13 protein-coding genes are annotated in these 12,256 nt (G+C 67.5%); 2 read left to right on the top strand and 11 right to left on the bottom strand.

The annotated features are described in order from the left end of the window. From MFF62_RS27855 to MFF62_RS27830, 6 genes are all read right to left on the bottom strand, one after another. Positions 1-1,188, bottom strand: a complete 1,188-nt coding sequence (locus MFF62_RS27855; RefSeq protein WP_238266614.1) for a cyclic di-GMP phosphodiesterase — start codon at positions 1,186-1,188, stop codon at positions 1-3. A gap of 64 nt (positions 1,189-1,252) precedes the next feature. Next, positions 1,253-1,882, bottom strand: coding sequence for a hypothetical protein (locus tag MFF62_RS27850; RefSeq protein WP_238266612.1), 630 nt, complete (start codon positions 1,880-1,882; stop codon positions 1,253-1,255). A 59-nt stretch (positions 1,883-1,941) separates the two neighbouring features. Further along, complete coding sequence (locus tag MFF62_RS27845; protein ID WP_238266610.1) at positions 1,942-2,619, bottom strand: SCO family protein; 678 nt, start codon at positions 2,617-2,619, stop codon at positions 1,942-1,944. Continuing rightward, positions 2,585-3,235 (bottom strand): c-type cytochrome, encoded by a 651-nt coding sequence (locus tag MFF62_RS27840; protein ID WP_238266608.1) that lies wholly within the window; start codon positions 3,233-3,235, stop codon positions 2,585-2,587. The genes MFF62_RS27845 and MFF62_RS27840 overlap by 35 nt, the downstream gene beginning before the upstream one ends. 16 nt (positions 3,236-3,251) lie before the next feature. Then, positions 3,252-3,851, bottom strand: coding sequence for a cbb3-type cytochrome c oxidase subunit II (locus tag MFF62_RS27835; RefSeq protein WP_238266606.1), 600 nt, complete (start codon positions 3,849-3,851; stop codon positions 3,252-3,254). A gap of 3 nt (positions 3,852-3,854) precedes the next feature. Then, complete coding sequence (locus MFF62_RS27830) at positions 3,855-5,438, bottom strand: cbb3-type cytochrome c oxidase subunit I (protein WP_238266601.1); 1,584 nt, start codon at positions 5,436-5,438, stop codon at positions 3,855-3,857. A gap of 342 nt (positions 5,439-5,780) precedes the next feature. Here MFF62_RS27830 and pdxR point away from each other — a divergent pair, with 342 nt between their 5' ends. Continuing rightward, positions 5,781-7,199, top strand: coding sequence for a MocR-like pyridoxine biosynthesis transcription factor PdxR (pdxR, locus tag MFF62_RS27825; RefSeq protein WP_238266600.1), 1,419 nt, complete (start codon positions 5,781-5,783; stop codon positions 7,197-7,199). 217 nt (positions 7,200-7,416) lie between these two features. Further along, the gene (locus MFF62_RS27820; RefSeq protein WP_238266687.1) at positions 7,417-8,508 is read left to right on the top strand and encodes a J domain-containing protein; all 1,092 of its coding nucleotides are present in this window, start codon (positions 7,417-7,419) and stop codon (positions 8,506-8,508) included. A 25-nt stretch (positions 8,509-8,533) separates the two neighbouring features. Here the strand turns inward: MFF62_RS27820 and MFF62_RS27815 are convergent, their stop codons facing one another. The 5 genes from MFF62_RS27815 to MFF62_RS27795 form a co-directional block, all read right to left on the bottom strand. Further along, a complete protein-coding gene (locus MFF62_RS27815) occupies positions 8,534-9,277 on the bottom strand; it encodes an ankyrin repeat domain-containing protein (RefSeq protein ID WP_238266598.1) in 744 nt (247 codons plus the stop codon). Further along, positions 9,270-10,067: a TatD family hydrolase gene (locus MFF62_RS27810; protein ID WP_238266596.1), complete on the bottom strand. Its 798-nt coding sequence runs from the start codon at positions 10,065-10,067 to the stop codon at positions 9,270-9,272. The genes MFF62_RS27815 and MFF62_RS27810 overlap by 8 nt, the downstream gene beginning before the upstream one ends. Before the next feature lie 21 nt (positions 10,068-10,088). Next, on the bottom strand, positions 10,089-10,598 hold the full coding sequence (locus MFF62_RS27805; protein ID WP_238266594.1) for a GNAT family N-acetyltransferase: 510 nt from the start codon (positions 10,596-10,598) through the stop codon (positions 10,089-10,091). A gap of 43 nt (positions 10,599-10,641) precedes the next feature. Next, positions 10,642-11,067, bottom strand: coding sequence for a PilZ domain-containing protein (locus MFF62_RS27800; protein ID WP_238266592.1), 426 nt, complete (start codon positions 11,065-11,067; stop codon positions 10,642-10,644). A gap of 138 nt (positions 11,068-11,205) precedes the next feature. Beyond that, positions 11,206-12,222 (bottom strand): DNA polymerase III subunit delta', encoded by a 1,017-nt coding sequence (locus tag MFF62_RS27795; RefSeq protein WP_238266590.1) that lies wholly within the window; start codon positions 12,220-12,222, stop codon positions 11,206-11,208. Between the last annotated feature and the right edge of the window lie 34 nt (positions 12,223-12,256).

The raw sequence follows: 12,256 nt of genomic DNA, 5'->3' as shown, positions 1-12,256 counted from the left end.
CTATTGCGCGTGGGGCGCGTACATCGCCATGAGCTGCTCGTCGCTGAAGCCCCACTGGCGGGCATCTTCGAACGCGATCACGCTGTCCTCGCCCTGCCGCAGGTCCAGCACCTCGGGCGGCAGCGCCCGGGAATCGGGCACCGAGTAGAACACCATCACGCGTGGCTGCAGCGGTTCGCCGTCGTTCTGCCCGCACACCACGGCCAGCCGGCCCGAGCGCAGCCGCAGCACGGTGCCCAGCGGGTAGATGCCGATGGTGCGCGTAAACGCCTTGAACACGCGGCGGTCGAACAGCGTGTCGACGCGCACCGCGATGTATTCCATGGCGCGCGCCGGCGACCACGCCTGGTGGTTCGGGCGCGGCGAGGTCAGCGAATCGTAGGTGTCGCAGATGGCGGCAATCTTGGCGTGCACGCTGATCTCGTGCTCCAGCAGCCCGAACGGATAGCCGCGTCCGTCCACGCGCTCATGGTGGTGCACGCAGACGTCGAGCGGGATGTTGGTGTAAAGCCGCGCCTCGTTCAGGATGCGGTAGCCGGCCGACGGGTGGCGCCGCATCTGCTCCTCTTCCGCCGGAGACAGATCGCCACTCTTCATCAGCATCGACTCGGGCAGCGTCAGCTTGCCGATGTCGTGCACCAGCCCCGCCAGCCCCAGCTCGCGCACCTCGCCGTCGGGCAGCTTCAGGTTGCGGCCCACCGCGATCATCAGCGCGCAGACCGAGAAGGAATGCAGGTAGGTGTAGTCGTCCTTGACCTTGAGCCGCGCCATGGCCAGCAGCGCCTGCGAATGGCGTGACAGCGACGTGGACGCCGAATCCACCAGCAGCAGCGCGCCGTTGGTTTCCAGCGCGCGGCCCATGCGCACGTCGTTGAACAGGTTGCCGATCAGCACGCGGCCGGTCTTGATCAGCTCGCGCGCGCGTTCGAGTTCGTCCTCGAAGCTCGACTCCGGCGTGTCGGCGGCCTCGGCCTCCAGCGCCTCGGGCGCGGCCGGCGTTGGCAGGTTCTTGCCCTTGAGGATGTCGATCCAGACGTCCTGCACGCTGGCGCCCTGGATCTGTTCCACCTGCTCGTCGCTGGTGACCAGGAAGCGCGACCGCCAGAACGGGTGGTTGATCCACGGCCCGCCCAGCCTTGCCACGAACATGCCAATCTGCAGCTGTTCCGCCTTGATTCTTCTCAGCACACTCGCCCCTATCAAATGGCCCGCACAGCCCGTGCCGCGCGTGACCGGTCAAACGGGGCTCTGTTCAGGCCCCTTTTTTATGCTTGTCAGGATCGATACTTCGATGCCCGTCGTTGGCCGCGTTTATCGGCAGGCCGCCGACATTCTTTAGTCCGATCCTCTTTTTTGTTTTTCTGGAAGCGGTGGGAATCGCCTCCGCCCGCCGGGCCGCCCAGACCAGCAGCCACGTGCCCAGCCCCAGCGACCAGGCCATCAGCCCGGCGCCGGCCAGGCGCTGATCCCCCAGCAGGTAATTGGCGCAAAGTCGCGTTTGCGCATCGACGAACAGCATGCCAAAAGTCAGGCCCATCCAGACCATGTTGCCGCCAAAAAACAACACCAGCGGCCACGGCGCCACGCGCACGGCCGCCACGGCGGCCAGTCCCGCCAGGCCGGCCGACACGTCGCGCATCAAGCCGAGCTGCCAGGACATGCGGGACAGGTCGATGGCGATCGGCAGCATCCAGACGCCGTAGGCCAGCGATGCCGCCACCAGCAGCGCCAGCGCATAGGGACGCAGCCGCACCAGCACACGCGCACGGCGCCGCGCCGGGAACCAGGCAGGCAGCAGGCAGCCCGCCGCGAACAGGCACGGCAGAAGACCCAGCATCAACATGGCCATCGAGGCTTCGAAAAAGCTGCGCAGCGGCGGCAATGCCGGCAACAGGCACAACAGGCAGGCCAGTCGCGCCACGCGTTGAAAGCGCCCGCCGGTCATGGCTGGCTCCCGCGTGCGTGGGCCAGTGCCAGCGCGTAGGCGTCGCGAAAATCTTCCAGTGCACGCACTGCTAGCACCCGCCCCTGCGCATCGACGATATGGAGCCCGCCGTTGTGTTCGAACCCGCCCAGCCCGTCGGGCAGCGCGATCACGTCGGCGTCGGCCAGCAGGCGGTTCATGTCGACGGGAGATTCGGCCGACGCCACCAGCCAGCCCGGCGCGCGGGCGTGGAACGTGGTGGCATAGCCGCGCAGGTCGCTAGCGGTATCGCGTGGGTCGAATGACAGCGACACCAGCCCGATGCGGCCGGCCATGCCGTCGGCATCGATCTGGCGCGACAACTGGTCGAACTCGGCGCCCAGCGCGCGGCAGACCGTGGGGCACCGCGTGTAGATGAAATCGACGATGTAGACGGCGGGCTGGTTGCCCTGCCCGGCTTGCCCGCCCTGCCCACCGAAGAGCCGCACCCGCTGGCCGTCCTGGCTGTGCACGTCGATGGCCGGCAGGTGCAGCGATTGGCGGGCGATACGGACTTCGCGCCGCTGGTCGAGTGTCCAGGCGGACAGCCCGTAGGTCAGCGCGTGGATAGCCGCCGCGCCCACCAGCAGCGCGGCGACCAGTGCGATCCAGGGTCCGAGATCAGCTACCCGGCGTGCCGAGTGCGGCGTCGCCATCGAATGGCCCCGTCATGGCGGCCGTGTCGGCGCGGGCTGCCGCCACGGTCTCGGGCTTGACCGGCGGCGCGGTGTTGCCCCACTGGCTGCGCACATGGGTCAGCACGGCGGCGATTTCCGCGTCGTTGAGCTGATCGGCAAAGGCCGGCATGGCGCCGTTATAGGCGGTGCCCTTGACGGTCAGCTTGCCGGACACGCCGCGCAGCACGATCCTGGCGACCTTGGTGTCGGGGCCCGCCACCCATTCCGATCCGGCCAGCGGCGGGAACACGCCCGGCAAACCCTGGCCCGTTGCCTGATGGCACGCCACGCAGCGGCTCTGGTACACGGCGGCGCCATCCACGGCGCCGCCGGCGCCCTTCGGCTGGCCTTGCAGGTCAGCCACGGTGCGGCGGTCGCCCAACGCGGAAGGCTGGTCGATGGGGGCCGTGGCGATGTACCACGCGCCCCAAGCCACCAGCACCGCGATCATGACCAGCACGTAGCGCGGAATCGGTATGCGGTTTTCGTGCGGGTCCTCGTACTCGCGGGCGCGGGCCGCGGTGGCCTGGCGCGCGTCGCCAGCCTCCGGTACCTCGGGCGTCTTGTTGCCGCGCGGATCGTTGTTATCGCTCATGTCGGTCTCCGCCCGCCTAGCGCTGGGCCACGCCGTCCGGCGCGGGCAGCACGGCCCCGGTACGGTTCAGCGATTGCAGATAGGCCACCAGGTCCAGCGCAGCGCCCGTGGGCACCACTACCTTGCCAATCGGCGCATAGCCGGGCGGCAGCGGCACGGCCTTCTCGCCGGGCTCGGGCGCGTCCTTGACGTCGAACAGGTACGGGTAGCTGGGCATGATGCTGCCGCTCACGTAGGCACGCGGCTGGTACAGGTGGCCCAGGTGCCAGTCCGCGCTGGGCTGGCGCACGCCGATGTTCATCAGGTCGGGGCCGGTGCGCATGGTGCCCAGCAGGTGCGGCTTGTCGTAGTAGTAGTCGCCAGCCACTGCCGCGCGGCCCCAGCCGCGCTTGGCGTCGGGGGCAAAGCTGCTGTCGCGCGGCTGCTGCGAATGGCAGTAGATGCAGCCATTGGCGATATACACCTCGCGGCCGCGCAGTTGCGCCGCCGTATAGGGCTTCACGCCCTCGGTCGGCTTGACATCGTGCAGTTGCAGGTACGGCACCACCACCAGCGCGCTGGTCGCCAGCGCCAGCATGGTCATGCCGCCCGCCAACAGGACGCTTTCGTTGTTCACGGTTCAAACTCCCTGTGCAGGCTTGCGGCCCTGGTGGAACATGGCCGGGCGGTCGCGATTGGGCCCCAGGCCCACGATCACGCAGACGAAATTGGCTGCGAAGCACAGATGGCTGGTCAGCATCATCAGGCCGCCCAGCGAGCGCGCCTTCAGGTAAGGCACGGTCAGCAGCACTGAATCCATGAACGGGCGTGCAGCGTCCAGCATGGCCAGGCCCTGCAGCCAGCCGCCGATGGTCAGGCTCACGAAGTAGACGCCGATGCCGCCCACGGCCAGCCAGAAATGCAGGTAGATCAGCCAGCGGTACGGCCATTCGCGGCCCGTGATGCGCGGCACGATGAAGTAGATGGCGCCAAAGAACGCGAAGCTGACGAACGCGTAGAGCCCCAGGTGGGCATGCGCCACGGTGTAGTGCGTGAAGTGCGCCACGCGGTTGACCACGCGCAGCGCCTCGAACGACCCCTGGATCGAACTCAGCGTGTACATCATGCCGCCGAAGGTGACAAAGCGCAGCGTCGGCGAATCGATCAGCCGGCGGAAGTTGCCGCGCAGCGTCTGGTGCTGGTTGATCGAGAATGCGATCACCGGAATCAGCATCATCATGCTCTGCACTACCGACAGCGTGATCAGCCAGCCCGGCACCGGCCCGCCCACCAGGTGGTGCCCGCCCACCTGGCCGTAGAAGAACGCCAGCGCCCAGAAGCCCAGCAGCGACAACCCGTACGACCGCACCGGCTGGCCAATGACCTTGGGCAGGAAGTAGTAGATCGACGCCAGCGCCAGCGGCGTATAGAACAGCCCCAGCACGTTATGGCCGAACCACCAGTTCATGGTGGCCTGCTCCACGCCGAAATGCAGACCGGGGAAGTTGGCCACCAGGAACAGCACCGGGAACCAGAACAGCGCGCAGCCCATGTACCAGACCGACACGTAGAGGTGGTCGACCTTGCGGTTCACCAGCGTCAGCACCAGCGGAAAGCCGACGAACGCGCCGCCGATCACGAACAGGATGTCCACCTGCCACGGAATTTCCAGCCACTCCAGCCCATCGGAAATGCCGGCGCCGATGCTGCCGATGCCCGCGATCAGCCCGGCGTTCCACAGCGCCGCGCCCAGCACCGCCCAGCGCGCGCCCACCAGTTCGGTCTTGAGCAGCCGGGGCAGCATGAAGATGGCGATGCCCAGCCCTGCCATCGGCGCCCAGCCATAGGCCACGGCGTTCAGGTGGATGGTGCGGATGCGGCCGAACGTCAGCCACGGCACCGACGCGAACAGGTCGGGCTCGTGGAGCTTGACCGACGCGGTCAGCCCGGCGGCCGAGGCCACCACCAGCCACACCATGGCGCAGCACAGGAACAGGAAGACCACGGGCGCCGAAGACCGGTCGGCGGCCTCGCGCGACGGATCGGCCAGGCCCGCCTGCGCGGCGGCCGGGTCTTCGGGGTGGCCGGTTTCGGCTTCACTGAAGATCACCCGCGCGGCGGCTGGAGACGTATCGAAAAGGCCCTTCTGCATGCACCAGATGAACGCCCCAAGGGCGAAGACGGAGAGCAGGAAGGCTGACAGCAGGATGGCAACGGTGTTCATGGCAGGCTCGCGAGCGAGACAGGCATCGGGGGCGGAACGACATTTGGACGCAGCAGCCAGCGAGTGACCGAACGTGCGTTTGGTGCGGAGATTAAGGCGGAAGCCGGCGTGCGGCACATAGCCACTTTTCCGGAATTTCTGGTGACCACCTAAAAATTGCATTTCAGATACAACTTAAATAAAATCGCGGCAATCATCCTTAGGTACAACTGTCAGCCGCCGGGCCGGTTACTAGAATTCAGCGCATCGCCGGCGATTGCGGGAACCACCCGAAAGCACCGGTACCCCCGGAATCCGATCCCTGCCCTCACGCGCGCACCTGCCCGGAAGACGCCCCCATCCATGAACGTGCACTTGACCCTTGAAGGCCGCAACGGCCTGGCCGGCCAGATCTACCGCCAGCTACGCGCCGGCGTGGTCGAGGGCCGGCTGGCGCCGGGCGAGCGGCTGCCCTCCACGCGCGAACTGGCCTCCCAGCTCGGTGTCTCGCGCAAGACCACGCTCGATGTGTTCGAGCGCCTGATTGCCGAGGGCTACCTGCGCACCCGTACCGGCGACGGCACCTTCGTGGCCGACGAGATGACGCGGCTATCCCCCGCGCCGCCGCTCATGCCGGCGCAGCCGGTGGCCAACCCGGTCTGGGACCTGCTGCCCGATGCGCTGCCCAACCCCCATGCCGCGCCCGCCTTGGAGTTCGACTTTGCCGGCGGCGCCATCGACAAGCAGTTGTTCCCGTTCGACCAGTGGCGCCGCTGCGTCAACCACGCGTTGCGCGTGCAGGCGCGCGGCCGTGGCGTGTACCACGACCCCGCCGGCGAGCAGGACCTGCGCATGGCGGTGTCGCGCTACCTGTCGTTCAGCCGCGCGGTAGTGAGTTCCTGGCAGGAAGTGATCATCACCCAGGGCGCGCAGCAGGCCATCAACCTGCTGGCCCGCGCCGTGCTGCGCCCGGGCGACGTGGTGGCCATGGAGAACCCCGGCTACCCCCGCGCCCGCGCGATCTTCGCGGCGCTGGGTGCCCGCGTGGTCTCGGTGCCGGTGGATGCCGACGGCCTGGTCGTCGATGCGCTGCCGGCCAATGCCCGGCTGATCTACGTCACGCCGGCCCACCAGTTTCCGCTGGGCATGCCGATGGCACTGGAACGGCGCCTGGCGTTGCTCGACTGGGCCCAGCGCCAGGGCGCGCTGGTGATCGAGGACGACTACGACGGCGAGTTCCGCTTCGAGGGACGCCCGATGGAATCGCTCAAGGGCCTGGACAACGCCGATGTGGTGGCCTACGTGGGCACGTTCTCGAAGACGATCTTCCCGGAGCTGCGCGTCGGCTACGTGATTCCGCCCCGCCCGCTGGCCGGCGCGCTGTGCAAGGCCAAGCAGGTGGTGGACTGGCATAGCTGCACAATGACGCAGACCGCGCTGGCCAAGTTCATGCTCGACGGCTACTTCGGCAAGCACCTGCGCCGGGTGCACAAGGAGTACGCGGCACGGCGCGCGGCGCTGCTGGCCGGCCTGCACCGCAACCTGTCGCCGTGGCTGACGCCGCTGCCGTCGGCGGCCGGCCTGCATATGGCGGCAGCGCTGGCCGATGGCGTGGATGAAGCCCAGGTCGTGGCACGCGCCGCGCAGGCCGGCGTGGGTGTGACGGGCATGACGGCGATGTATGGCGCGCATCCGGTGCGGCCCGGCATCCTGTTCGGCTATGGCGGCATCGGCGTGGATGGCATCCGCGCGGGCCTCGCGCGACTGGCAACGGCGTTGTAAGCTTGCGCCAGGTCGGCCCTGGCGCCTCCCTCCTGGCACCTCCCTGCTGGCGGCACGTCCTGTGCCGCCCGGCGCTTTGTTCGCCACCCCGCAGACAAAGATCCCCCATTTGCATGAAACTTGGGTGCGCAGCCCAGTCAGTTGCCGCTTTGACTTGAAAATGGCGGCGGATTGCCGTTATCTGTTGTCGACCACCGCCAATGCGTCTTTCCGCTTGATGCACACCCACTACGACAACCTCAAGGTTTCACGCGACGCGCCGGCCGAAGTGATTCGGGCCGCGTACAAGTCCTTGAGCCAGAAATACCATCCCGACCGGCACGCCGACAGCGAGGAAGCCAACCGCGTCATGCGGCTGCTGAATGCCGCCTACGACGTGCTGCGCGATCCCGAGCGGCGTGCAGAGCACGACCAGTGGATCGTCGCCGAGGAAAAGCGCGAAGCCGACAAGAAGCAGCGCCAGGCTTACGCGCAGCGCTCGGCCACCGCGGCCGCCCAGGCGCAGCGCCAGGCCGCGCAACGCCAGCAGGCCGCCCGCCAGGCCGCCGCCGCGCGCCAGGCGGCGGAACCGCCGGCCACCGATACCGACGACGTCGATGGGCCGCCCGCCCGCCCACGCAAGCCGCGCCGGACCCGCGCCGATCGCGCCACCCGCAACCGCGCCGCCGACGGCCCGGCCACTCCGCTGCCCCGGTACGGATCGTTCGCCCTTTACGCGGCGATTGGCGCCATCATCGTGATCATGCTGGGCGACTGGTCGGCCACCAGCGAGGCATCCGCCAGCGACGGCAGCCGGCCGGCCGCAGCCACCGCCCCGGCAAGTACCCCGACAGGCACCGCCCAGACGCTGGCCCGGTCGCTGGCGCCGAGCACCGCCAGCACCGACCGCAAGTACGCGCGGCCATCCATGACGCCGCGCGGCACGCCATGGCCCGATCATTCGGGCTACCTGCCCGGCTATCCGGTCTTGAATGGGAATGGACTGTCGACGCTGACGGTCGACAATTCGGGCAGCGCCTCGGACGTGCTGCTGAAGCTGGTGGCCGTGGATGGCAACGCCCCGCTGCCCGTGCGCACGAGCTTCGTGCGCAGCGGGTCGGCGTTCACGATGGAGAATATTTCGCCCGGCGCCTACGACCTGCGCTACCAGAGCCTGGACTCCGGCGAGATCTTCCGCTCCGAGCGCTTCGACCTGAGCGAAGTCCGGGAACTGGCCGGCACCAGCGCCAACCGCAATGTCTTCAAGCTCTACGCGGTGCCGGGCGGCACCTCGCGCTCGGTAACGATCTCCGAACGCGAGTTTCCTTGAGGTTTCCCGTGCTGCCAGTCGCCGCTTAGTACGGCTTGGGCTGCGGCTGCCCGTTGGGCGGCACGTACGGCTTGGGCTGCGGCGCGGCGGCCGGCACGGTGCCGTAGAGTTTTTGCCAGCGCGACTTCAGGCCGGTGGCGATTTCCTTCTGGTTGTACTGCTCCGCGAAGTCGATCACCGTCATGCCCTGCTGGTTCTTCAGGCGCATGTCCGCACCTTCGTCCAGCAGCAGCTTGACCGTATCGATATGCCCGCCCCGCGCGGCCATCATCAGCGGCGTGGTGCCGTTCGGGCTCTCGGCGTCGATATAGGCGGCGTGATCCACCAGGTACTTGACCACGTCGTTGTGGCCATTGGTCGCGGCATAGTGCAGCGGCGCCCAGCCCTTCTTGTTGACCTCGGCTTCCTCGCCGTCGACCATCAGCTTGATCATGTCGAGCTGGCCGTTCAGCGCCGCCATCATCAGCGCGTTCTCGCCGGCCGAATTGGTCTTGTCGAAGTCGATGTTCTTGGCCTTGATCAGCGCCGTGGCCGCCTTGGTCGACTTCTCACGCAGCGCCACCACCAGCATCGGATTGCCGCGGTTGTCCACGAGGTTCGGGTCCACGCCACGGGACAGCAGCTTCGTCACGGTATTGCCGTCGTCGAATTCCACGGCCTTGCGCATGTCGTCGGCCGGCGCGGCCTGCACCAGTGCGCAGCCGGTCATGGCCACCATGCCTACCAGCGACATTGCCGAGGCGAGCCGCCGAATCTTCATATCAAGCATGAGCATTCCTGTCTATGTGCTTGAAAAGCCGGAAGAAGTTTTCGGTCGTCTGTTCCGCAACCGCTTCCACTGGCACCCCGCGTAGCTGGGCGATGAACTCGCCCACATGGCGCACCCAGGCCGGTTCGTTGGTCTTGCCGCGATACGGCACCGGCGCCAGGTACGGCGAATCGGTTTCGATCAGCATGCGATCCAGCGGCACCTTCTTCGCGGTTTCCTGCAGGTCGGCGGCGCTCTTGAACGTGACGATGCCCGAGAACGAGATATAAAAGCCCTCGTCCAGCGCCTGCCTGGCGATGTCCCAGGTTTCGGTGAAGCAATGCATCACGCCGCCGGCCTCGCGCGCGTTTTCCTCGCGCATCAGGCGGATCGTGTCGTCCGCCGACGACCGCGTATGGATGATCAGCGGCTTGCCGGTCTGGCGCGCGGCACGGATATGGGTGCGAAAACGCTCGCGCTGCCATTCCATGTCGGCCACGCTGCGGCCGTTCAGGCGGTAGTAGTCCAGCCCGGTCTCGCCGGTGCCGACCACGCGCGGGTGCGCGGACAGCGTCACCAGGCGTTCCAGCGTCGGTTCCTCGGCGTCTTCCTCGTAGTCGGGATGCACGCCCACCGACGCGTAGAGGTTCGGGTGCTGCTCGGCCAGCGCCAGCACGCGCGGAAAATCTTCCAGCGTCACCGAGATGCACAGCGCATGGGTGACCTGGTTGTTCTTCATGTTTTCCAGCAACTGGGGCAGGCGCTGCGCCAGTTCCGGAAAATCGATATGGCAATGGGAGTCGACAAACATGGTGTGTTTTTTACCTCGCGCTCAGTCGAGGCGGCGGCCCAGGATGACCAGGTCGCGCTCGATGCCATCCAGCACGGCCACACGCGGCAGGTCACCCCAGCGCGAGAAGCCATGGCGCTCGAACAGCGCCAGGCTCGGCGCATTGTGGCCAAAGATAAAGCCCAGCAACGTGTTCACGCCGACCTTGGGCGCATGGGCAATTGCCTCTTCAAGCAGGAACCGGCCCAGCCCCTGGCCACGGAAGCCCTCGTGCAGATAGATCGAGACTTCGGCCGTGGCACCGTAGGCCGGGCGGCCGTAGAAATCCGAAAAACTCACCCAGCCGGCCATGCGGCCATCGGCCGAATCGCACACCCACAGCGGGCGGCGCTCGGGCCGGTGCGCCTCGAACCACGCTTCGCGCGATGCCACCGACACCGGTTCCGTATCGGCCGTCACCATGCGCGACGCCACCGTACTGTTATAGATCTCGACGATGCCGGGCAGGTCGTCGCGCGTCGCCAGACGCACCGTGAAGCCAATATTGCTCATAAAACCAATAACTTGCGAAGCTTGCTTCGCGTTTTTCGTGAGGTTAGATGGTCTGCGTGGGCCGCCCCGATTCGATGGCCTTGCCCAGCAGCTCCTCGACCGCGCGCTTCAGCGAGCGGCCATTGTCGTCGTCCGGCAGATGCACGCCCACGCCGGGCGTCTTCAGCGGCGTGCCGGCCGGGGTGATCCATGCCACGGTGCCCTGCACCTGGTACTTCTGCGGCCGATCGAGCAATGAAAGCACCAGGAAGACCTGTTCGCCCAGCCGGAACGGCCGGTTCGACGGCACGAAAATACCGCCGCGCGACAGGAAAGGCATGTAGGCGCTATAGAGCCCGGCCTGATCCTTGATCGACAGCGACAACACGTTCGGACGCTGCGGCGCGCCGCCTGTGGCGGACGCGGGTGCGGCAGGTTGTCCGGGCGCGGCCGTCGCTGGACGCGGCGGCATCGTGACTGGTGCATTCATGTTCGACCCCTGGGTTTTGCCCGCTTTGTGCGGGCTATTGAATATGGGAACAGCGTGGCTCGACTTTTACCACGTGTGCCCATCGATGCCTATGTTTTTGCGGCCGGCTGTGGCTTTCAGCGGAACGTCCGCGGAACCTCAGCGAAACAGCTGCCGGTAATCGAGAAAAACGGATTCCATCACCAGCCGGGCGGCCAGCGGGTGGTTCTCGCTGCGGCGGTGGTTGACCAGCCGCGCGGCAAACCCCTGCAGCCGATGGGCGTCGGTGGCGGCAGCGCAACGTCCCAGCGCGGCCTGCTCCTTCGGGAAATAGCGCACGGCGCCCGTGCCCACACATATCGCCAGCAGGTCGTAGGTCCAGCGCTGCAGCACGCCCAGCACGGCCGGCACCGGCAGCTTCTGCAACTGCTCGGCCGCCGCCAGCGCATCGAACGCCGCGCCACCGCCAAGCTGGCCTACCAGCCAGCGCTGCAGCGGCTGCTCCTCGGCCTCGGCGGCGTGCAGCGCGGTCAGCGGCGCGCCGCCCGACAGGGCCAGTTGCGCCTCGACGTCGGCCACGCCCTGGCTGCGCAGCCAGTCCAGCGCGGCGGCCCCCGTGGGGCGCGTCACCGCGAACTGGCGGCAGCGCGACAGGATGGTGGGCAGCACGCGGTCCAGGCGGTCGGTCACCAGCAGGAACACGGTCGACGGTGGCGGCTCTTCCAGAGTCTTGAGCAGCGCATTGGCGCCCTCGGTCTGCAACGCATCGAGCGGATACACCACCACCACGCGCAGCCCGGCGCGATGGGTACCCACGCCCACGGCTTCGATCAGCGCCCGCACCTGCTCCATGCGGATGATCTTGCTCGGCGCCTTCTTCTTGCTGCTGCCGCCTTCGGCATCGCCGTCGGCCTCGCCCGCGCCGGCTTCCAGCGCCTCGGGCCGCACCACGGTGAAGTCGGGATGGTTGCCCTGGCTGAACCAGTGGCAGGCCTTGCAGGTATTGCACGGCTGGCCGTCGGGCAGCGCGGCTTCACACAGCAGGCCCTGGGCGAAATGCAGCGCCAGGTCGCGCTTGCCAATGCCTTGCTGGCCATTCAGCAGCAGCGCGTGCGGCAGCCGGTCGCGCAGCGCGGCCAGCCGTTGCCAGTCTTCTCGTTGCCAGGGATAAAGCATGCCGGATCAGTCAGTTAGCGCGATGGCTTCATGT

The sequence above is a fragment of the Cupriavidus pauculus genome (genome assembly GCF_022179805.1).
Classification (GTDB): domain Bacteria; phylum Pseudomonadota; class Gammaproteobacteria; order Burkholderiales; family Burkholderiaceae; genus Cupriavidus; species Cupriavidus pauculus_E.
This window is presented reverse-complemented; position numbering and strand designations above follow the sequence as displayed.

Bases quoted from the DNA above. Each gene is read 5' to 3' on its own strand.
- MFF62_RS27815 (WP_238266598.1), bottom strand. From the start codon at position 9,277: ATGCTTGATATGAAGATTCGGCGGCTCGCCTCGGCAATGTCGCTGGTA.
- MFF62_RS27810 (WP_238266596.1), bottom strand. From the start codon at position 10,067: ATGTTTGTCGACTCCCATTGCCATATCGATTTTCCGGAACTGGCGCAG.
- MFF62_RS27800 (WP_238266592.1), bottom strand. From the start codon at position 11,067: ATGAATGCACCAGTCACGATGCCGCCGCGTCCAGCGACGGCCGCGCCC.
- MFF62_RS27830 (WP_238266601.1), bottom strand. From the start codon at position 5,438: ATGAACACCGTTGCCATCCTGCTGTCAGCCTTCCTGCTCTCCGTCTTC.
- pdxR (WP_238266600.1), top strand. From the start codon at position 5,781: ATGAACGTGCACTTGACCCTTGAAGGCCGCAACGGCCTGGCCGGCCAG.
- MFF62_RS27820 (WP_238266687.1), top strand. From the start codon at position 7,417: ATGCACACCCACTACGACAACCTCAAGGTTTCACGCGACGCGCCGGCC.
- MFF62_RS27805 (WP_238266594.1), bottom strand. From the start codon at position 10,598: ATGAGCAATATTGGCTTCACGGTGCGTCTGGCGACGCGCGACGACCTG.
- MFF62_RS27795 (WP_238266590.1), bottom strand. From the start codon at position 12,222: ATGCTTTATCCCTGGCAACGAGAAGACTGGCAACGGCTGGCCGCGCTG.
- MFF62_RS27840 (WP_238266608.1), bottom strand. From the start codon at position 3,235: ATGAGCGATAACAACGATCCGCGCGGCAACAAGACGCCCGAGGTACCG.
- MFF62_RS27845 (WP_238266610.1), bottom strand. From the start codon at position 2,619: ATGGCGACGCCGCACTCGGCACGCCGGGTAGCTGATCTCGGACCCTGG.